Source organism: Paenibacillus cellulositrophicus (genome assembly GCF_009363095.1).
Classification (GTDB): Bacteria; Bacillota; Bacilli; order Paenibacillales; family Paenibacillaceae; genus Paenibacillus_AQ; species Paenibacillus_AQ favisporus.
In genome coordinates, this window is the sequence record NZ_CP045295.1 from 3,816,781 (window position 1) to 3,839,141 (window position 22,361).

Here is a 22,361-nt window from a genome sequence, read left to right on the forward strand (position 1 = left end):
GAAATCGTCGGATGCACGGATTGCCAAATTTTTTTCTTCTATTATATATAGGTTTTATTTAAGACTTACTTTGAATGTTAATTTGTACGCGTTGGATGGACACTTGCGGAAAAAGATGATGATGTCCGTAAGTCATCCATGTCAGCGTCCGGCCATCCATGACAGTGCAAATTTATCCAGGGCAGGGTTTGGCTACAAGCTGGACCTTAGCCCGATATGTTGATCTGCAAGCAGGGGATGAGAGAGTTCCGATCGGAACAAGCCGTCCAAGGAAAGGAGACCCGATTTCTATGTCAAACAAGCCGAAACGAACGGCGCATATCATCTCCCATACTCACTGGGACCGGGAATGGTATTTGCCCTATGAAAAACATCATGTCCGTCTCATCCGTCTGATGGACGTGCTGATGGATACTTTGGAGAACGATACGGAGTACAAGAGCTTTTACCTGGACGGGCAAACGATCATTCTGGAGGATTACCTTCAGGTGCGTCCCGAGCAGAAGGAACGGCTTGAAAAATACATCCGCGAAGGCCGCATTTTCATCGGCCCGTGGTATATTTTGCAGGATGCGTTCCTGACCAGCGGCGAGGCCAACATCCGCAACATGCAAATCGGCCATAAGGACGCCCGCCGTTACGGGCAAATTTCCAAGGTGGGATATTTCCCCGACACCTTTGGCATCGTCGGCCAAGCGCCGCAGCTGATGCGCCAATCCGGCATCGATAACGCCTTGTTCGGCCGCGGCGTCAAGCCGACCGGCTTTAACAATACGGTTGCCGACTCTGAATATGAGTCTTCCTTCTCGGAGCTCATCTGGGAAGGTCCGGACGGCTCCAAGGTACTAGGCATTCTGTTTGCCAACTGGTACAGCAACGGCAACGAAATTCCGGCCGATCCCGAAGAGGCGAAGGCGTTCTGGGACCGGAAGCTGGCGGACGCGGAGAAGTACGCGTCGACGCCGGAGCTTCTTTTCATGAACGGCTGCGACCACCAGCCGATCCAGACCGATTTGGCTGAGGCGCTGGAGACTGCGCGCAAGCTCTACCCGGACACCGAGTTCGTTCACTCGAACTTCCCGCAGTATTTGGAGTCGGTCAAAGGCCATCAAGAGAACGAGCTGTCCGTCGTTCGCGGCGAGCTTCGGAGCCAGCGGACCGACGGATGGGGGACGCTTGTGAACACGGCGTCTGCCCGCGTATATCTCAAGCAGATGAATCAGCATGGCCAGGCGCTGCTTGAAAAGGTAGCCGAGCCGCTGGCGGCCTATGCCCACCTGACCGGTCATGCCTACCCGCATCATCTGTTTACGTATGCATGGAAAACGCTGATGCAGAATCATCCGCATGACAGCATCTGCGGCTGCAGCGTCGATGAGGTTCACCGCGAGATGGTAACCCGCTTTGCGAAGAGCCGGGACGTGGCGGAATCGATCATTGAAGACAGCAAGCGGGCGGTGGCGGATGCGGTGGATACGTCATCCTTCGCGCAGTATGGCGAAGATGCGCTCCCGTTTGTGGTGTTTAACACTACCGGATGGGAGCGGACCGGCACCGTATCCGTCGAGCTGGACGTACAGCGGATTTACTTCCGCGACGGCATCCCGCTGGACGAAATCAGCCGCCGGATTCAGGCGCTCGAGCTTGGTGAGCGCGTGGTGCTGGACCCGAGCGGAAAGCCGGTGCCTTTTACGCTCGAGGATCTGGGCCAGCGCTTCGGCTACGATCTGCCGGATGACCGGTTCCGTCAGCCGTATATGGCGCGTGCCGTGCGAATTACGCTGCAGGCGGACGCCGTTCCGGCGCACGGACTTCAGGCGTACGCACTCGTGTCCGGCCAGGCAGCGGCGCAGCACTCGGACAATGCTTCAGCATCGCTGATCACCGGGAACAACGTGATGGAAAATAGCATCCTGCGGGTAGCGGCTCAGCCGAACGGAAGCCTTACGGTAACCGACAAGCGAAACGGACGCGAATACCGTGACCTGCTCGTTTACGAGGATACCGGGGACATCGGCAACGAATACATGTATAAGCAGCCGGAAGGCGAAGCTCCGCTGACGACGCGCGATCTGCAAGCATCGATCCGGGTTGTGGAAGATACACCTTACCGCGCTACGCTCGAAATCGTTCACGACTGGGAGGTACCGGCATCGGCGGATGAGCTCCTTCAGAAAGAGCAGATCGAAGTGGTCTACTATCCAGAGCGCAAAGCTCAACGGGTGAAAGAAACCGTGCCGATGAAGATCCGTACCCTGGTTCGTCTGGAGAAGGACGGCAAGGGCGTTAAAGTGGAAGCCTCGTTTAACAACCAGGCCAAGGATCACCGCGTCCGCGTATTGTTCCCGACTGACATTGAAGCCAGCCGGCACCGCGTGGACTCCATGTTTGAAATCGTGACACGGGATAATCAGCCCGCGATCGAATGGCAGAATCCGAGCAACGCCCAGCACCAGCAGGCTTTTGTCGATGTGAGCGGGGAGACAGCCGGCCTGGCGGTAGCCAACCTCGGCTTGAACGAGTATGAAGTGCTGCGGGACGGCCGGAATACCATCGCGGTCACGCTGCTGCGTTCGGTCGGAGAATTGGGCGACTGGGGCTGGTTCCCGACGCCGGAGGCTCAATGCCTTGGCGAACATGCCGTTCAGCTTGAAATCATTCCGCATGACGGCCGCGGGGAGGAGTCCGGAGCTTACGCGGAAGCTTACCAATTCCAAATTCCGTGGACAAGCGTGCAAACCGGAATTCATACCGGCGATCTGTCTGCGGTACATGCTCCTTTTGCCTGGAGCGATGAGGGAGTCGCCTTCTCGGCGTGGACCGTTAACGAGGATTCCGGAGACCATATGCTTCGCTGGTACAACATGAAACAGCAGCCTGCCAGCCTTCGGTTAGAATGGCCTCAATCGGTGAGCCGTGCATATAAAACGACCATTCTGGAAGAGACGGAAGGCGCTTCGGTAGAACAGCTGTCTGAGTCTTTGGAGCTGGAAGCGGGACCTTGCGAAATCGTAACGATAGGCATTGAGCGCTAGTATGTTTAACTGTGTGGAATAATTTGGTCCTCATAGATTTATTCAAAAAGTGATTTATAATAGGGGTGTGAGGGGGGCTTTTCCCCCCTCCGGCAGCCCCGGCTCCTTGACAATTTAAACATTCCAATTCCCATCTACTTACCAGAATTACCCGCTATTTTTATAATTGACAGATGATTTATGTTCCAGTAAATTTGAACGTAATCAATTGTTGATTTGCAAGAGATGACGCGGAAGATTCCTATGCTGTTAGCCTGTGGCTTCCACAATTTACAAGAAACCTCGCTACTATGTCACAGAACCTAACATGCATTTTTATGTATTCTCAATGTAAGCGGTTTATACTTTGAACATTTTGAAAACTTGGATATTCCAGACGTCAAACCTTCCTGTTTTTAACATTTAAATTTGGTGAAAACGGATCGCCTCTTTCATCAAAATCCCATTGATACAGCTAATATTGAGCCATTTTAAAAAATATATTAAAACCGCCCAAAAAAAATATTGACGTGATATTAATTTACACGTATTATTTACATTAAATTTATTAGGAAGTTTTAACCATTTCATATATAGTCCTTTTTGCTGATTCAAATTGACCGATGGTCATTTAAAGCATTAATGCTTTATTGCGCTATAATGCACTGCGCGTTCGCGTCGCGGAATCAACCGTCCTTTATTGCTGCACGATCCCGCATCGGTCCTGCCTTACTTCTGGATATATTATTTTTTAATATATTGCTTTACTTTGCTACCGTCGTCTTGTTGCAATATGAAAGGTCTACAAGAGGGGGAATTGTTTCAACGTCATTCGGGGGTCGGTTACGGTAACCGAAGTAGGTGTAAAGTCCCTAATGGTTTTCGCGGCCAGTTCGCTTAAGACCATTGGAGAGGTCTTGGGTTGTTCTCGTATCTTATGCGGGACGCCATTATTTTTCAAATCATAAAGGGGAGGAAAATGGTACATGACAAGCAAGAAAAAATGGCTCTCATTACTCGTTTCATTATCGGTAGTCAGCACGCTGTTCGTAGGATGCGGCAGCAAGGATGAAGCAAGCAGCACACCTAAAGACGAGGGGAACAAAGAATCGTCTACGAATACGGGCACGGAGGGAACGAAAGAGGCGACCGGTCCGGTGGACGGCGGAACGCTGACTTACGGAAGCTTCTCCGACATCGTTAGTGTAAACCCACTGTTCGTTCAAGATACAGCTTCTGGTGATGCTGCGGAGTTCATGTATGCCAAGCTGTATGACATTAACCGTACAGGTGAAGTCGTGGCCGAGCCTTGGTCTCTTGCTGCTGAGCCAATGACGATTTCCGAAGACGGACTTACGTATACCATCAAGCTGAAAGATTCGGCGAAATGGAGCGACGGCGAAGCGATTACGGCCGACGACGTTGTCTTCACATTCAATTCGATTAAGGACCCTAAAGTCGGATCCCCTGGGATGTCCGGATTTGACAAGGTAACGAAAGTCGAGAAAGTGGATGACCTTACCGTTAAAATTACGTTGAAACAAGTCTACGCTCCATTCCAATATGTTTTGTCTACCCAAATCGTTCCGGAGCACATCCTGAAGGACGTTAAACCTGAAGAGCTGCAAAAGAACGTATACGGAACTGATCCGGCCAAAACGGTATCCAGCGGTCCTTGGGTATGGAAAGAGTGGAAGCAGAAGCAGTACCTTTCCTTCGAAAGAAACCCGAACTACTGGGGTCCTAAACCTCATATCGACAAGATCGTATATAAAATCTATGCTGACCAAAACACAGAAGTGCAAGCCCTTATCAAAGGCGACGTTGACCTTCTGGGCGGTATCCCGGTAACTCAAGTTGACGCTGTGAAGAGCAGAGACGGCTTGACCGTTATCCAGGAGCCAGGTCCGCAATACGAGTACCTTGGATTCAACTTTAACCCGGACAACTTCAAGGACAAGTTTGTTCCTTGGGCTGGACAAAAAACAAGACAAGCGATTGCTTACGCGCTTAACCGTCAAGGTATGATCGACAACGTTCTGAAAGGCACGGGCAAGCTGATGAACGCTCCGTTCCTGCCAGGTTCCTGGGCAGATCCGGGCGATGCGGCAGTCAACTATGCCTTTGATCCGGAAAAAGCGAAGCAGCTGTTGGCTGAAGACGGATGGACTCCAGGCAGCGACGGCATCCTGACGAAAGACGGACACCGTTTCTCCTTCGAGCTTCAGTACAACTCCGGTAACAGCCGTCGTGAGCAAGTGTCTAACGTTATTCAGCAAAACCTGAAGGACGTAGGGATTGAAGTTGTTCCTAAAGCGATTGACTTCGCTGCATGGGTTGACCAAAACCTGACTCCAGGTAAATACCCGGCGATCCTGATGGGCTGGTCCCTGAACAACCCAGATCCGGACGGAGAAACAACGTTCAGCTCGAAGTACTTCCCGCCGGCTGGTCAGAACCAAGGTTTCTATAAGAACGAAAAACTCGACAAGCTGTGGGAAGAAGGAACGGCTGTCGTAGACCAAGAGAAGCGTAAAGAGATTTACAAGGAAGTTGGTAAAGAGATTTCTACAGACCTTCCATACGTGTTCATGTACCAATACGGTACGCCAACCGCGTATAACAGCAAAGTGAAATTTGCGGAAGAGGATGCTCCTGAATCTTCGCTGGCTTACGGATACTTCTTCCACCTGATCAACTGGTGGGTAGACGCAAAATAATAGACAACATAAGAAGTACAACGGTGCTAGAGGGGGAGGAAACTTCCCCTCCACCCTTTTTTGTGTTTAAAAAAGGATGATGGTTAGGCGTCCGTGTCCGTATCATCTCTAGGAGGATCAACAATGACTGAATACTTCATCCGCCGCTTACTGCAATCCATTCTTGTACTCTTTCTGATCTCTTTGGTTGCATTCGGCCTTATTCACGCTGCGCCAGGCGGTCCAACACAGATGATGATGGCCCCTGGAGTATCACCCGAAACCGCAAAGATTCAAGCCCATAACCTGGGTCTGGATAAGCCTGTTCCTACTCAGTATGTTATTTGGCTTACCAACATGCTGAAAGGCGACCTCGGTCATACGTTCAAAAACAATCTGCCCGTTGGTGAGGTTTTGTGGCCAACGGTTGGCAATACGATCAAACTGATGGCGTTTGCCTGGTTTATCGCGTTATTAATCGCGATCCCTTGGGGGATTTATAACAGTACGAAAGTATACGGTATATCCGACCAGACGGCTAACTTCGTCAGTTATATCGGCTTTGCGATGCCTGCGTTCTGGTTCGGCATCATCCTGCAGGAGCTGTTTTCCCTAAAACTAGACTGGCTCCCGCTGTCCGACATGTACGACATGGATAAGCAAGGGAACTTCGGCAACCTGCTGTATCATTTGATTCTGCCTTGCTCCGTGTTGGTGCTTGGTTTCTTGGCCTCATATTCCAAATACGCCCGTTCCAGTATGCTTGAAGTGCTGGAGCAAGACTATATCCGTACGGCCCGCGCAAAGGGTGTTCCTGAGCGCAAAGTTATTTTCCGGCATGCGCTGCGTAATGCCCTGATTCCGATCATTACGATCATCGGCCTCGACCTGCCGATTCTGGTTGGCGGTGCGACCCTGACGGAAAGCGTATTTAACTGGCCGGGTATGGGACGTTTGTTCGTTGAAATGGCACGTTCGCGTGAGTATTCCGTGTTAATGGCGATTACACTCATTACGGCTGTGGTCGTCGTTGCCGGTAACTTTATCGCTGATATTCTTTACAAGATCGTCGACCCACGCGTGAAACTTGGAAGTAAAGGAGGCAAATCGGCATGAGTGACATGAACATCGAGACAGCTCCCAATGTTCAGGCATCTGAGCATACGGAACCGGCAATCGCGCCACTCCCTCCTTCCAAAAAGCCTCCGGGCCCGTGGATGACGGTCGTGAAGAAATTTTTCCGTAATCCTTATGCTGTAACCGGACTTATCGTATTGCTCTTTTTTGTCGTGATATCCGTTCTGGCAAACGTTATTACGCCATATGATCCGGCTAAGATCGATCTGATGAACGCCAACCTGAAGCCGGGCACTGGCGATCACCTACTGGGCACAGACGAACTTGGGCGCGATATTTTCTCGAGACTGCTGCACAGCGGTCAGATTTCCCTGACGGTCGGATTTTCCGTCGCAGCCATTTCCGTCATCATCGGTACATTGGTCGGAGCGATTTCCGGCTTCTTCGGCGGCTGGATCGATACGATCTTCATGCGTCTGATCGACGTGATGAACTCGATCCCCACGCTGTTCTTGAACATTCTGGTCATGGCGATTTTCGGCACGAAAATCCATTATATGATCATGATTCTGGCCTTTACAAGTTGGATGGGCGTGGCCCGTCTCGTTCGCGGTACGTACCTGCAGCTTCGTGAAATGCAGTACGTGGAAGCTGCCCGTGCTATCGGGGTTTCCAGAACAGGTATTATTTTCAGGCATTTGCTTCGTAACGCAAGCTTTCCGATTATCGTAAACGCCACCCTGATGGTAGGGGGCGCGATTCTTTCCGAGTCCGGATTGTCCTACCTGGGTCTGGGTATCCAGGCACCGGCCACAAGCTGGGGACTTATGCTGAGCAACTCGCAGGAATTTATGCTGATTGACCCGTTGCAGGCCATTTATCCAGGGGTTTGTATCCTGGCGGTCGTGCTTGCCGTCAACTTCATCGGCGACGGTATCCGCGATGCGATGGACCCTAGACAGAAGAAGAAGATTTCCCGGAGGAGGCTGGACAAATGGCGGAAAAACTACTCGAAATCCGGAATCTGACCACGGCATTTATGTCCGAGAATGGTTTCGTCAAGGCGACGGACCGGATCTCACTCAATATCGAAAAAGGACAGACGCTCTGCCTCGTCGGCGAGTCCGGCAGCGGAAAAAGTGTTACCTCTTTATCCATCATGCGTCTGATAGATTATGCAGGGGGCAGTATACTGGAAGGTAACATCCGGTTTAATGGCGACGACCTTGCAACTAAAGAGCAGGACCAGATGAGATCGATCCGCGGCAACAAGATCGCGATGATTTTCCAGGATCCGATGTCTGCGCTTAACCCCGTCTTTACCGTGGGTGAGCAGATCGCGGAGAGCCTGCGTCTGCATCAGAACAAGAGCCACAGCGAAGCCTGGAAAGAAGCGATCGAACTGCTTCGTCTGGTAGGTATTCCGGCTCCGGAAATGCGAGCCAAGCAGTATCCGCACGAACTGTCGGGCGGTATGTGTCAGCGCGTCGTCATCGCGGTGGCACTGGCCTGCAAACCGGAGCTCTTGATCGCGGACGAACCGACGACCGCATTGGACGTGACGGTACAGGCACAGATTCTGGAACTGCTTATGAAACTGAAAGAAGAACTCGGTATGGCAATTCTGCTGATCACACACGATATGGGTGTGGCTGCCGAGGTGGCTGACCATATTGCCGTTATGTATGCGGGCTCGATCGTCGAGCAGGGTACGGTTGAAGAGATTTTCTCGAACCCTTCCCACCCATACACGGTTGGTCTGCTGCAGTCCATTCCAGGATTTGAAGGTAAACGCGGCAACGAATTGTACACGATCAAGGGCACCATCCCTGGTCTGGGCAACCTGCCGAAAGGTTGCCGGTTCAACCCGCGCTGCCCGCATGTGATGGATAAATGCCGTCAGGTAGAGCCGGGCGATATCCAGATTGGTGCAGAACACAGCACGAAGTGCTGGTTGTACGAAGACAAGGATCGTAATGGAGTTTCGGTAAGCGGTGGAATAGGGGGAAATGCCAATGGCTAAGAACTTGATCGAAGTAGAGCACGTGAAGAAGTATTTCCCTATCCATAAAGGACTGCTGAACCGCGTTGTGGGCAACGTCAAAGCGGTCGACGATGTGTCCATTACGATCCGCGAAGGCGAAACCTTTGGACTCGTAGGCGAGTCCGGCTGTGGCAAGTCAACGCTAGGCCGGGTCATTTTACGGCTGCAGAACGCTACTGCTGGTGCCGTTAAATTTAACGGGCGCGATATTCATTCCATGGGCTCCAAGGAATTGAACAAAATGCGCGAGGAAATGCAAATTATTTTCCAGGATCCGTTTGGTTCCCTGAACCCGCGCTTCCTGGTCAAGGATATTATCGGCGAACCGCTGAAGGTGCATACGAAGATGTCTGCGTCTCAGATCGAAAAACGCGTCATCGAGCTGATGGAACTGGTCGGTCTGGACGCTTCGCGCCGGAACCGTTATCCACATGAATTTTCCGGCGGTCAGCGCCAGCGGATCGGGATTGCCCGCGCCATCGCCCTGAATCCGAAATTCATCGTGGCCGACGAAGCAGTATCGGCGCTTGACGTGTCGGTCCAGTCGCAGGTCATCAACCTGCTGATGAAGCTGCAGCGCGAAATGGGCCTGACGTTTCTGTTCATCGCCCACGGCCTGAACGTCGTCCGGCATATTTCTGACCGCGTCGGCGTCATGTACCTCGGTAAAATGGTTGAGGTCGGCGAAACGGAAACGCTGTACGCCAACCCGCTTCATCCTTACACCGCTGCGCTTCTGTCCGCGATTCCGAAGCCGACGCCAACGAAGAAACGCAACCGGATCGTCCTTCAGGGCGATGTGCCGTCTCCGGCCAATCCACCGTCCGGCTGCCGTTTCCATCCACGCTGCCCGTTTGCTCAGGAGAAATGCAGCCAAGTGGAACCTGCCCTGACGGAAGTGCTTCCTGGGCGCCAGGTGGCCTGCCACTACCCGATCGGCGTGGAAGGCGGTTCGGACCTGAACAGCCTGAAGTAATATTGTATTCGAAGATTAGAGTTCATATGCTGCGTATACAGGAAGGATTGGGGTCCTTCTGAGCGTTCCATATACAGCCCTGCCTGCGGTGTTCAGCCGAGGCGGGGCTTTTTTTGAGGGAAGAAAACAGCTTGGAAATATCCTCTTTCCGGTAACACTGTTACCTTTTTAAGGTTTTCTTTTGTTTCGTTTGCGTTTACAATGTAAATGTCGTTTGGCTGTGACTTTATACCCAAATGGCAGCGGGCAAGCTTGTGCGTCAAGCCTTCGCCCCTCGTGTAAATATAGAAGGGAGGGATGGAAGTACAGGCGCGACCTGGCTATAATTCATTTTTTATTCTAAATTTAAAGAAGGAATCCCTTAATGAAAAAGAGAACAAAAACATATATAACGTTAACTGTGATTTTGCTGCTTCTGGCCGGAGGGGCTTATCTCTTCCGCAAGCAGCTCGCAGTCATGGCATTTGACCTGTTCCTGTCTAAGCAAGTGGAAAGCTCGCTGCAGAAATCGTATCAGCCGTTGACGTCCCAGGACAACGTGCCGAGCAAGCCGGTGGAGAAGATTGCGTACCAAAGCAAGCCGTTTTCGGTGCTGCTGCTCGGATCCGACCAGCGTGACAACGAACCGTCGCGTTCGGATACGATCATTTATTCGGTCGTACGTCCAAAGGATTCCAAGGTGCTGCTCATTTCGATTCCGCGGGACACGTATACAGAGATTGTCGGCAAAGGTAAAAAAGATAAAATTACCCATGCGTATGCCTTTGGAGGTCAGCAGATGTCCAAGGATACCGTAGAGGCGTTCCTGGACCACGATATCAATTATTATGCCACCATCAATTTCAAAGGTCTGAAGGATGCGGTTGATGCGCTGGGCGGCGTGGAGCTGCCGATCGGCAAAGATATTGTTAACAAAGGCAAGGATCATGAGAAATTTACGGTCAAAGCCAATAAGCCTATTTACAGCGGTGAAGAAGCGCTCAACTATGTGCGCTACCGGGAGGACAGCGATTTTAACCGGACGAAGCGCCAGCAGGTCTTTTTGGATGCGGTGGCCAACCGGATGCTGAACCTGAATCAAATTTCCAAAATTCCGGAGCTGCTAGAAATTATGGGTGACAATTTCAAAACCGATATGCAGCCCAATTTTATTATCAATTTAGCGAAACAAGTGCTGGCCGGTGATAAGGCTGAGATGACTGCCTATACCATCATGGGTGAAGGTATGAAGATTGACGGCGTTTATTATGATGATCCGATCAAGAAGGATGTGCAGAACGCCAAGAAGCTGATCGACAGCTGGGAGAATCCGGACACCCCTTCGGATCAGCTGTTGACGCCGGATATGTTGGATAAGAAGGAAGAAACGACTGCTGTAAAGTAACAAAAACGTCTATCGACGAACATTCTAAGCAGCCAGACCGCGTTTAGCGGAAGTTTTTCTTGCGATATAAGGACGTTGAATCTCCGAAGATTAAGCTCTCTTATATCTAAAACAAAAACGTTTATCGACGAATGTTCTAAGAAGACAGACCGCATTTAGCGGAAGTTTTTCTTGCGATATAAGGATGCTGAGTCCCCGAAGATTAACTTTCTTATATCTAAAACAAAAAACATCAATCGACGAACATTCTAAGAAGACAGACCGCATTTAGTGGAAGTTTTTCTTGCGATATAAGGATGCTGAGTCTCCGAAGATTAAGCTTTCTTATATCAAAAAAGCGTGCCTATTGGCTCGCATATAGAGAAAACCAAACCGCAACAATCAGCAGTGTGCATTTGCGGGATCAGAAATGCGGGGCATGATCGGCAGCCACAGGTTCGGCTGCTGATTTTGTGTCCCTACTGAGACATTGGACGGTTTGAAACGTATGGAGTTAGGGGAACCTTGAAAAAGGGTAAGAGGAGGATCAATTTTCATGAATATAGCGTTTTTTCTGCTCCCTAAACAGGAAGTGGTCAGTGTTACCATGGACTCCACGCTGCGGCAAACGCTGGAACGGATGGAGTATCATAGGTATACGGCCGTACCGATCGTCGGGAAGAACGGGGAATATGCAGGAACGGTCACGGAAGGCGATCTGCTCTGGTATATGAAGAATTCCGGCGGAAAGGTGACGTTCGAGAACACGTCCAAATTTCTGCTGAAGGAAGTTCCGCTCAAAGTGTTTAATAAGCCGGTGTCCATCGACGCCAATATGGAAGATCTGATTAATTTAGCGAAAGTGCAGAACTTTGTGCCGGTGGTGGATGATATGAACCGGTTTATCGGCATCGTGCGCAGAAGCCAGATTATCGAATACTGTGAGAAGTTCGTCTCCAGAGAATCCAAAGCTTCGGAGGAGACCAAGGCATCCATAGAGACCCGCTAAGCCGCTGTTTTGTGGAAGCTAGGCAAAGATTTTGAATAAGCAATGGCAAAAGACCTGCTTGGATTGGGATGTACGGGATGGCAGGTCTTTTTTGCCTTATCATTTATTCATTTATCCGTTTGTAGGCAGGAACATAGGCAGAGGTTAATAACGCCACTTTGCTGGATGTTTGCCGCCGTTTTAGGCCAGGGGGGCTTTTCGTGAGAGGCTATTATTTATGCTATAATGGAGAATAAAGCTTTTTCATCAAATAAAGGCGTATTTGCTGATATTGGGCCGCCGAAGAGAAACCGAATAGGCATCGGAGGATAAAGCCCCACATCGTGGGGTTATTTAAGGGAGTGTGACCTAGAGGCATGCCAAAGGATTTGGATGTAGCCAAACGCGCTAAAGTTATTGAATGGCTGAAAACCGAAGTCGTAGACCACGTATCCCGTCTTTTCAAAGCCTTGTGGGAAGGCAGCACCACCCGAGTGGGCGACAGTCTCGCCAGCTTGATTATGAGCTCTTACATACTGGCCCGCAGGCTCGGCATGTCCTACCGGGATATGGATGATCTGCTGCTCGACAAATTGAAGAAGCATAAACAGGAAGGTCACCAGCTTGAAGATTGGTACCAGGATATTTCCGCGCTGGAAGAACATATGCGTAAGAGGTGAACACATTGAAAATGCGCTGGACGTCGGTAGTCTGGAGTGTCGTCTATTTGCTCCTGCTGCTATCTTTACTATCTCCCTTCTCGATTGTGACCGTCTTTTTTCTCATCCTGCCGGCCGCAATCCTATTCACAACACTTAACGTCAAATCGTTCATACTGCATGTGCTCCCGGTTTGGCTGATTGCCTACCTTGTACATCCGGTGTATTTGCTGCTCGCCGTTTATTTTATGATTCCTGCCCTGATTATGGGGCGGGCCTACAAGAGAAGGGTGCCGGCTATACGCACATTGATGCTGGGTGCAGGTACCATTCTGGCGGAACTGCTGCTCCTGCTATTGGTCGGAACGGCGTTCTTCCACTTTGATCTGTCCAGCTACGTCCATGACATTGTCAAAATGACGATGTCTCCGCTGCGTGATGTGGGCGGAAGCAACCCGCTGATTTCGGATATGGCCTGGTCTCCCGAGGAGATGCAGATGGTAAGCGACGCCACGGTGCAAATGATTCCTTTTGCTATGATCGTCAGTTCCTTTATGATGGCGGTGATCACGCACGCACTTGCTCGTCCGATCATGGACAGCATGGGCTTCTCTGTTCCAAGGCTGAAGCCGGCCCGCGAGTGGATGCTGCCGAGATCCCTGATCTGGTATTATCTGATTGGTGTCATTATTGAAATTTTCGCAAGCGGATCAAAGAACAGCTTTCTCGACATGATTGCCGCGAACTTGCTGCCGCTTCTGCATATTTGCTTTATGATTCAAGCGTTTGGCTTCTTCTTCTTTTTGGGGCACAAGCGGAAATGGCATCCCGTCATCCCGCTGCTGTTCGCGATTCCCATTCTGCTGTTCCCGCCGATGCGGATTATCGGCATTCTGGATCTTGCATTTCCGCTTCGTCAATTTATGACCAAATCAAAACGTTAGGGTGGGTGTCATGCCTAAATTTCTACAGAAACGCTGGCACGGCTATTATACCGTCTGGGCGTTTGCGCTGATGCTGGTTCTGGTCATTATTGTGACCCGGTATAACTGGGCGCTGGGAATCGTCAGCCTCTGCCTTGTCGTCGCGCTCTGCTATGCGGTGCTGAAGAAGGAAATGGACTTCCGAAAAAGACTGCTTGAATACATCAACGGCCTCTCCTTCCGGGTGAAACGGGTCGAAGGGGAAGCCATCAATACGCTGCCCTTCGGGATCGTGCTGTACAGCGAGGACCGTGCGGTTGAGTGGAATAACCGGTTCGTGTGCACCATGTTCGGTCAAAAATCGCTTGTGGGCGCAAGCCTATCCGAGCTGTTTCCCGATCTGATGCCGCTGCTTGCCGAGAAAAGGGACGGCGGCCGGGAAGCGCATAAGGACGGGCCCAAGGAGATCGAGACGGAAATCCAGGTGGGCGAGCTGCACTACCATTTGATCCTGAATACCGATGAGCGGCTGATCTATCTGTACGACGTAACGGAGATGGTCGTGCTCCGGGAGAAATACGAGGCCGAGAAGCTGGCGATCGGCATTATTATGATGGATAACCTGGACGAAGCGGCCCAGGGGATGGATGACCAGCAGCGTACGTCGCTCATTGCTAAGGTGACCAGCGAAATTACGGAATGGGCGAAGCATTACGAAGTGTATCTGCGGCGCTTGTCGTCCGACCGGTATTTGATGATGCTGAACTACAGATCGCTCCAGGAGCTGGAGAAAAGCCGCTTTGTCATTCTTGACGAGGTCCGCGAAATGACCGCGGAGCTGAAGGTGCCGATGACGCTGAGCATCGGGCTGGGCTTTGGCCCCGACAGCATCAGCGAGCTGGGCGAACTGGCGCAGTCGTCGCTCGACATGGCGCTCGGGCGCGGCGGCGACCAGGCGGCCGTCAAGGCCGGTCAGCGGCTGTCCTTCTACGGCGGCAAGTCCAACGCCGTCGAGAAGCGCACGCGGGTCCGGGCGCGCGTCATCGCGCACGCGCTGCGCGACCTGATGCAGGAGAGCGACAAGGTGTTCATCATGGGGCACAAGATGCCGGATATGGACGTCATCGGTGCCTCCATCGGCGTGCTGAAGGCAGCGCAGATGTACAATGTGGAAGCGTACATCGTGCTCCCGGGCACGAACCCGTCCATTGAGCGGATGATGACCCAGGTCCAGAAGGACGAGAAGCTCGTCGAGCGCTTCATCTCGCCGGAGCAGGCGCTGCAGCTGATCAGCCCGCACAGCCTGCTGGTCGTGGTGGACACGCACAAGGCGTCCATGACGATCGAACCGAAGCTGGTTCATCACGCCAGCCGGGTCGTCGTGGTCGACCATCACCGCCGCGGCGAAGAATTCATTAACGACGCCGTGCTCGTGTACATGGAGCCGTACGCTTCATCCGCTTGCGAGCTGGTGACGGAGCTGCTGCAGTACATCCATGAGAAAATCCAGCTCACGCCGCTGGAAGCGACCATGCTGCTGGCCGGGATTACGGTGGACACGAAGCATTTTGCGCTGCATACCGGTTCCCGGACGTTTGAAGCGGCAGGCTTCCTCCGCCGGAGCGGGGCGGATACGATCCAGATCCAGCGGATGCTGAAGGAAGACCTGAAGGAATATCTGGCAAAGTCAGATATCATTAAGCGTGCTAAAATGGTATATGATCATATCGCTCTGGCCGTCACGGATCCGGGAACGGTCATCCCGCAGCTGCTCATTGCGCAGGTGGCGGATACGCTGCTGAACATGACGGATGTGGTTGCCTCCTTCGTGATCAGTGAACGTCCGGACGGGTTGATCGGGATCAGCGCCCGTTCCTTCGGGAAGATGAACGTGCAGGTCGTGATGGAGCGCCTCGGCGGCGGAGGCCATCTGACCAATGCTGCCGTGCAGCTGAAGGGTACCGTCAAGGAAGCGGAGGCCCAGCTGCTCGAAGTTCTTGCACAAATTGAGGAGAAAGAGGGGTTGTTCGAATGAAAGTCATTTTTATCAAGGATGTTAAGGGTCAAGGCAAAAAAGGGGACATTAAAGATATATCGGAAGGCTACGCAACGAATTTCCTTATTCCGCGCGGTCTCGCCCGTGTGGCAACCGAGGGTAACATGAAGACGCTCGAGAACCAGAACGCGGCCGAACAGAAGCGCAAGGAGCAGGAGAAAGAGGAAGCACAGGTTCTCGGCAAAAAATTGGAAGAGATGACCGTACAGCTTAAAGCGAAAGCCGGGGAAGGCGGACGGCTGTTCGGAGCCATCACGAGCAAGCAAATCGCGGATGCACTTTCGCAGCAAGGCATCAAGATCGACAAACGCAAGATCGAATTGGATGAGCCGATCCGGACATTGGGCGTGACGCAGATGACCGTGAAGCTTCATTCGGATGTCAAAGCTACGCTGAAGGTCCAGGTCACGGAGGAATAAGATGGGCGGAGAGCTCTTTTTCGACCGGATTCCCCCGCAAAATCTGGAGGCGGAGCAGGCGGTTCTAGGTGCGATTCTGCTGCAGAGCGAGGCTATGATCACCGCGATGGAGCGGGTTTCGCCCGAGGATTTCTACGATGTACCGCATCAGCTGATTTATGAGGCGATGATCCAGCTTGGAGAAGAGAACCAGCCGATTGATCTCATTACCTTAACCTCGCGTCTGCAGGACAAGGGACAGCTGGAAGAAATCGGGGGCGTCAGCTACCTGGCGAAGCTGGCACATGCGGTGCCGACAGCGGCCAATGTGGAGTATTACGCTCAGATCATCGAAGAGAAATCCATGCTGCGGCGGCTCATCCGCACAGCGACGCAGATCGTCAGCGAAGGCTACACCGGCGGCGAGGACGTATCCGGCATGCTGAGCGACGCCGAGCGGCGCATCCTGGAGATTTCCAACCGGCGCAGCGGCAGCGGCTTTGTCGCCATCCGCGACGTGCTGATGGAAGTGTTCGAGCGCGTTGAGGTGCTGCACCAGCAGAGCGGAAGCACCACCGGCATACCGACAGGCTTTGTCGATTTGGACCGGATGACGAATGGCTTCCAGCGTTCCGACTTGATTATCGTGGCCGCCCGTCCTTCCGTCGGCAAGACGGCATTTGCCCTGAACATCGCCCAGAACGTGGCGGTGCGTGCGAAAGAAACGGTCGCGATCTTCAGTCTGGAGATGTCGGCACCCCAGCTCGTCAACCGGATGATCTGTGCCGAAGCGAACCTGGATGCCAACCTGATGCGTACCGGTGATTTCAAGACCGATGAGGATTGGGCCAAGCTGACCATGGGGATCGCTTCCCTGGCGGAGGCCGAAATTTACATTGATGATACGCCAGGCATTACTGTTGCGGATATCCGCTCCAAGTGCCGCCGTCTGAAGAAGGAGAAGGGGCTCGGGATGATCGTAATCGACTACCTGCAGCTGATCCAGGGACGCGGCAAAGCCGGCGAGAACCGTCAGCAGGAAGTATCCGAAATTTCCCGTACACTGAAACAGATCGCGCGTGAGCTCAGCGTGCCGGTTATCGCTCTGTCCCAGCTCAGCCGGGGTGTAGAGCAGCGGCAGGACAAGCGTCCGATGATGAGTGACCTTCGTGAATCGGGTTCCATCGAGCAGGATGCCGATATCGTTGCATTCCTATACCGCGACGACTACTATAACCAAGAGACGGAGAAGAAAAACATCATCGAGATCATTATCGCCAAGCAGCGTAACGGTCCGGTGGGCACCGTCGAACTGGTCTTCATGAAGAATTTCAATAAGTTCGTCAATTACGAGCGGACGCACACCGACGCATTCGCAATGTAGCGAAGCCGACGATGATGTTCGCGAGAACAGATAGATAGATCCAATCGATCTTATAAAAGGTTATCCATATTTCTAAGAATGCTTGTCTTATTTCCGAACAATTGTACTTTAGTTAGTGCAATTGTTCGTTTTTTATTTGACTTTAAAAATAGGGACTGTTACACTGGTAATGCTGCTTTAGCACAGTCCAGCGCTCGTTCTCATGGTAGGGGACACTGGAACGTGTGAGGGTTTTACATGCCCTTTGACGATGGCAGCTTTGAAATGGTGCATAATCATACTTGCAGGTAAACATAATGAAATAAGCTTGTAATTAAAATGCGGTGGTACACACCAAGCGGGGGAATGAACATGTCAACAGTAGTCGTTGTGGGAACACAATGGGGAGACGAGGGCAAAGGCAAGATTACGGATTATCTTGCAGAAAGCGCCGATGTGGTGGCCCGGTATCAAGGCGGCAACAATGCCGGTCATACCATTCTGATTGACGGTAAAAAATATAAGCTCAGCCTGATTCCATCCGGCGTATTTTATTCCGATAAAATGTGCGTCATCGGCAACGGGATGGTGATCAATCCGGCGGCACTGCTCGAAGAGATCCAATACATTCACGATAACGGATTTACGACGGACAATCTGAGAATCAGCGATCGCGCGCATGTCATTATGCCGTATCACATGGTTTTGGACGGTCTGGAGGAAGACCGCAAGGGGCCGAACAAGATCGGCACGACCCGGAAAGGGATTGGCCCATGCTACATGGACAAGGCGGCACGCAACGGCATCCGGATCTCCGATCTGATGGATCCTGAGGAGTTTGAACTCAAGCTTCGCCATCTGATGAAAGAGAAGAACCAGGTCATCGAAATGTACGGCGGGGAGCCGCTGGACGTCGAGGAAGTGCTGAAGCAGTACCTGGATTATGCGGAGCAAATCCGGAAGTACGTTACCGATACCTCGGTCGTCCTGAACGACGCGATCGACGAAGACCGCAAGGTGCTGTTTGAGGGTGCGCAAGGGGTCATGCTGGACATTGACCAAGGCACATATCCATATGTTACTTCGTCCAACCCGTCCGCGGGCGGCGTATGTATCGGATCGGGCGTAGGGCCATCCAAAATCCAGCAGGTTATCGGCGTGGCCAAATCCTACACGACCCGTGTAGGCGACGGACCGTTCCCGACCGAGCTGAACAACGAGATCGGCGATTATATCCGGGAGAAAGGCCATGAGTACGGCACCGTTACCGGACGTGCACGCCGTGTCGGCTGGTTTGACAGCGTCGTGGTCCGCCATGCGCGCCGTGTCAGCGGCCTGACAGGACTGTCACTGAACTCCCTGGACGTGCTTACAGGTCTCGATACGGTTAAAATCTGCACCGGATACAAATACCGCGGGGAAATCATCACCCACTACCCGTCGAGCTTGAAAATGCTGGGCGAATGCGAAGCGGTGTACGAGGAAATGCCAGGCTGGCACGAAGATATTTCCGGCGCGAAGACGCTGGACGATCTGCCGGAAACGACACGCAACTACGTTAACCGCGTATCCGAGCTGACAGGCATTCCGATTGCCATCTTCTCGGTAGGACGCAACCGGAATCAGACCAATCAGGTATTGCCGATCTATTAATCAGCGTACAATAGCCTGGAAACAAGTGAATAGATATCCGTTTTGATCGAAGAGGTCACCTTAACGCCAAGTGCGTCGGGGTGGCCTTTTTTGATGATGAAATGAAAGTATAAATCACGCGGAGTCTGCTTCCTTGTTGTGAAGTCTGCCTAAAAGTATCTGGAATAAGCATCGAAGCGTAAGCCCCACTTTGTTGGGGCTATTTTGCGTACCGCAGGATTGAATCCTCCGCTTCCCGTCAATACTGCTAGATATATAGATTGAATTGAAATTTTACTGGAAGTTTTCAGTTCATTCTATTGAGCAGCGCCGTTTCATAGAGTTCGGCCGCAGTGACTCTGATAGAGTCGGAGTGGTGCAGAATGGGGGCAGCCTGGCCCGTAGCGATTACGCTCTAATAACAGACAATCATACGTATTGGCATGGATAGGTCGTCACAAAGAATAAAGGCTGGAATGCTGAGAAACAACCCGGATATGAGACGGGAAGTGCAAAGGAGGAGTGCGCCATGAAGATTGCGCAATGGTTGCTTAAAACGGTGCTGACTGTGGTGCTGATCAGCGGCCTGACGGTGCTTACGACAGGAGCAATCGTGAATATGTATGTCCAATCGCTGCTGGCCAGCTTTAACATTCAGCTGGAGGGTCAGCCGACGGGCATTGGTGGCATGATGAAGGGAATGCTGGGATTGAACACCACCAAGGAAAAGGAGCCCGATAAAGAGGCGGCCAGCACGGCTCATGCGGCGGACGACAGCAAGACGTCGGGGGGAAGCACGAATACAGCCGACAACGGAACAGGCAGCACGGAGGGAGCAGGAGAAACCGCCGGAACCGGATCCCAGACCGGAACCAACGCTGGTGAGGCGGGATCGGGGGGCAGTACTGCCGGTACGGCGACGGGAGGAAACGCGGAAGCCGAGGGCACGGATACGCCGGACGACGCGTTGCCCGTTATGGGGCAGGGCCTGAGCGAATCAGCCATGGGCGGCCAGTCCGCAGCCGATCAGCAGGTCGTCATCAGCCCGGACGAAATGATCCAGAAGAAAGATGAGCTGACTGCAACGGAGAAGGAGCAGATTTTTAACATTTTGATGAAAAAGCTGCCGCAATCGGAAATGCAGAAAATTTCGGCCGCCATGGAGGACGGCCTGACCGAGCAAGAATTATCGACAATAGAAGACACGATATCCAAGTATTTGACGAAGGAAGAATATGCCGCGCTTAGTAAACTGCTGGAGCAATAGGCAGCTGGAAACACTGGGCGATCAAACCCAACGGAGGAAGTTGTAACCTTTTAATGAATTAAAGCAACGCAATCTACTTATAGGTAAATAACACAAACCCGCGTCGGACGTGGGTTTTTTGCTGTGCGCCGAGAGTTGAATTGTTTGTAAACGTTGTGTTAAAGTATAGATTGTGTAAAAAGGTATCAAAATTTTAACTTTTTCGTCATTTTTGAAAAAGCATACAAAGCAAACAAGGAGAGAGTTATGAAGGGTTTTAAGGGTAACCGCTGGAAGGAGAATAATCAAGCTTCGACAAATTCCGCGCAACTCTCCGGAAAGCAGGATGAACATCAGCATATGGGCGCTGCGACGCCTGGAACTGAACCTCAAGGGCGGAAATGGAGCGCTCCACGGAAATGGATCGCGGGTACGGCCGGTGCGGTCATCGTGATCGCTGGACTTGTGTATGCAGGCAATCAGTACGTCAATGCCAATATGGTCCCGTATTATCATGTCCTTGTACATAATCAGGAAATCGGGACGGTCAAGGATCCCTCTCAAATCGATAAGCTGTTCAGCCAGAAGCAGCAGGAATATCAAGATAAATATCCGGGTGTGGAGATGGTGCTCCAGACGGACGGCATCACGACGAAGGTCGAGAAGGCGTTTCAGGCCAAGCCTGATACGGATAACACGCTCAAGAAGCTGGACGGTATGCTTAAGGCATATGCCGAAGGTGTGGAGCTGAAAGTAAACGGTAAGGTCGTCGGGATCGTGAAGGACCAGGCCACGGTGGATGCCGCACTGGAACAGGCGCAGATGAAGTTCGCGCCGAAGGCTGTGGTCACTGCGGCCAGCGGGAAGGTCAAGGCGGAAACGAAGCTGAAGAAGATGGCGGCTACCGCCTCCTCGGCGAAAGCCGCGAATACACCGGGAGCTTCGGTCCAAAAGGTGTCTATTAAGGAGAAAGTGACAGTAGCGCCGGTCAAAGCCGACCCGAACAAAGTGCTGACCGCTGCGGAGGCAGCCAAGCTGCTGACGGCCGGGCAGGAAGCGCCGCTGGTGTACACGGTGGAGGAAGGCGATACGATCAGCACGATCGCGAGCCAGTTCAAGATCAGCCAGAAGGAGATTTACAGCAACAATCCGGGTGTGAAGGAAAAGTACCTGCAGATCGGCGATCAGCTGAAGCTGACGGTGCCGAAGCCGCCAATTACGGTGAAGACGGTCGAGAAGGTGACCGAACAGGTATCGACCGCGCCGGAAATCGAAATCCGCAAGAGTAAGGAACTGCCGGCCGGCAAGACCAAGGTCGTTCGGCCCGGACAGGAAGGCCTGAAGGTGATGACCTATCAGGTGACGAAGGAGAACGGAAAGGTCGTCAGCGAGCAGTGGCTCGGACAAACGGTCGTGAAGTCTTCGCTCAAAGAGGTCGTCCTGCAGGGAACGAAAGTTCCGGGCAGAGGCTCCGGACAATTCGCCTGGCCGGTGAGCGGCCATATCATATCCAGCTCCTACGGCACCCGCTGGGGCAAGATGCATAAGGGCATCGACATGGTATCCGGCAACCGGACGATCATGGCGGCTGACGACGGCACGGTAACCTTTACGGGTCAAATCAGCGGCTACGGCAACGCCATCATCATCAGTCACGGCAACGGATATGAAACGCTGTACGGACATTTGAACAGCATCTCGGTTCACAGCGGTCAAAAAGTAAGCCAAGGCGAAAAAATCGGCATCATGGGCAGCACCGGGCATTCGACCGGCACCCACCTGCATTTTGAGATCCACAAGAACGGATCGATTCAGAACCCGATGAAATATTTGAACTGAGTTTGGCTGCGGTAAGGATTAGCATAAGATAATAACCGGATACAGCTATCATATATTTATATTCAAAGCATGGTCTCCTGAGGG

The 22,361-nt window shown here is 52.2% G+C and carries 16 protein-coding genes; all 16 read left to right on the forward strand.

Annotated features, from left to right (window positions below):
* Positions 1 to 290 precede the first annotated feature (290 nt).
* The 16 genes from GCU45_RS17100 to GCU45_RS17175 all read left to right on the forward strand — a co-directional run bounded on the left by GCU45_RS17100 (position 291) and on the right by GCU45_RS17175 (position 22,277).
* Positions 291 to 3,035 carry an alpha-mannosidase gene (locus GCU45_RS17100; protein ID WP_152399725.1) on the forward strand — a complete coding sequence of 915 codons (2,745 nt, stop codon included), beginning with the start codon at positions 291 to 293 and terminating at the stop codon, positions 3,033 to 3,035.
* Between the two features lie 965 nt (positions 3,036 to 4,000).
* Positions 4,001 to 5,734, forward strand: coding sequence for a peptide-binding protein (locus GCU45_RS17105; protein ID WP_152399726.1), 1,734 nt, complete (start codon positions 4,001 to 4,003; stop codon positions 5,732 to 5,734).
* A 123-nt stretch (positions 5,735 to 5,857) separates the two neighbouring features.
* Positions 5,858 to 6,829, forward strand: a complete 972-nt coding sequence (locus GCU45_RS17110; RefSeq protein ID WP_152399727.1) for an ABC transporter permease — start codon at positions 5,858 to 5,860, stop codon at positions 6,827 to 6,829.
* Between the two features lie 5 nt (positions 6,830 to 6,834).
* Positions 6,835 to 7,818 carry an ABC transporter permease gene (locus tag GCU45_RS17115; RefSeq protein ID WP_152403140.1) on the forward strand — a complete coding sequence of 328 codons (984 nt, stop codon included), beginning with the start codon at positions 6,835 to 6,837 and terminating at the stop codon, positions 7,816 to 7,818.
* A complete protein-coding gene (locus tag GCU45_RS17120; protein ID WP_116233202.1) occupies positions 7,785 to 8,813 on the forward strand; it encodes an ABC transporter ATP-binding protein in 1,029 nt (342 codons plus the stop codon). The genes GCU45_RS17115 and GCU45_RS17120 overlap by 34 nt, the downstream gene beginning before the upstream one ends.
* On the forward strand, positions 8,806 to 9,810 hold the full coding sequence (locus tag GCU45_RS17125; RefSeq protein ID WP_152399728.1) for an ABC transporter ATP-binding protein: 1,005 nt from the start codon (positions 8,806 to 8,808) through the stop codon (positions 9,808 to 9,810). Before GCU45_RS17120 ends, GCU45_RS17125 begins: the two co-directional genes overlap by 8 nt.
* A gap of 364 nt (positions 9,811 to 10,174) precedes the next feature.
* The gene (locus tag GCU45_RS17130; protein WP_105445378.1) at positions 10,175 to 11,194 is read left to right on the forward strand and encodes an LCP family protein; all 1,020 of its coding nucleotides are present in this window, start codon (positions 10,175 to 10,177) and stop codon (positions 11,192 to 11,194) included.
* A gap of 535 nt (positions 11,195 to 11,729) precedes the next feature.
* Positions 11,730 to 12,182 (forward strand): CBS domain-containing protein, encoded by a 453-nt coding sequence (locus GCU45_RS17135; RefSeq protein ID WP_152399729.1) that lies wholly within the window; start codon positions 11,730 to 11,732, stop codon positions 12,180 to 12,182.
* 356 nt (positions 12,183 to 12,538) lie between these two features.
* The gene (locus GCU45_RS17140; protein ID WP_076172449.1) at positions 12,539 to 12,841 is read left to right on the forward strand and encodes a MazG-like family protein; all 303 of its coding nucleotides are present in this window, start codon (positions 12,539 to 12,541) and stop codon (positions 12,839 to 12,841) included.
* Between the two features lie 11 nt (positions 12,842 to 12,852).
* Complete coding sequence (locus tag GCU45_RS17145; protein ID WP_234489821.1) at positions 12,853 to 13,764, forward strand: DUF2232 domain-containing protein; 912 nt, start codon at positions 12,853 to 12,855, stop codon at positions 13,762 to 13,764.
* A 10-nt stretch (positions 13,765 to 13,774) separates the two neighbouring features.
* Positions 13,775 to 15,778: a DHH family phosphoesterase gene (locus GCU45_RS17150; RefSeq protein WP_152399730.1), complete on the forward strand. Its 2,004-nt coding sequence runs from the start codon at positions 13,775 to 13,777 to the stop codon at positions 15,776 to 15,778.
* Positions 15,775 to 16,218, forward strand: a complete 444-nt coding sequence (gene rplI / locus GCU45_RS17155; protein WP_152399731.1) for a 50S ribosomal protein L9 — start codon at positions 15,775 to 15,777, stop codon at positions 16,216 to 16,218. Before GCU45_RS17150 ends, rplI begins: the two co-directional genes overlap by 4 nt.
* Before the next feature lies 1 nt (position 16,219).
* Complete coding sequence (gene dnaB / locus GCU45_RS17160; RefSeq protein ID WP_105445379.1) at positions 16,220 to 17,581, forward strand: replicative DNA helicase; 1,362 nt, start codon at positions 16,220 to 16,222, stop codon at positions 17,579 to 17,581.
* A gap of 351 nt (positions 17,582 to 17,932) precedes the next feature.
* On the forward strand, positions 17,933 to 19,213 hold the full coding sequence (locus GCU45_RS17165; protein WP_152399732.1) for an adenylosuccinate synthase: 1,281 nt from the start codon (positions 17,933 to 17,935) through the stop codon (positions 19,211 to 19,213).
* A gap of 508 nt (positions 19,214 to 19,721) precedes the next feature.
* Positions 19,722 to 20,459 (forward strand): hypothetical protein, encoded by a 738-nt coding sequence (locus GCU45_RS17170; protein WP_152399733.1) that lies wholly within the window; start codon positions 19,722 to 19,724, stop codon positions 20,457 to 20,459.
* 246 nt (positions 20,460 to 20,705) lie between these two features.
* Positions 20,706 to 22,277 (forward strand): peptidoglycan DD-metalloendopeptidase family protein, encoded by a 1,572-nt coding sequence (locus GCU45_RS17175; protein WP_152399734.1) that lies wholly within the window; start codon positions 20,706 to 20,708, stop codon positions 22,275 to 22,277.
* The last annotated feature ends 84 nt before the right edge of the window (positions 22,278 to 22,361 follow it).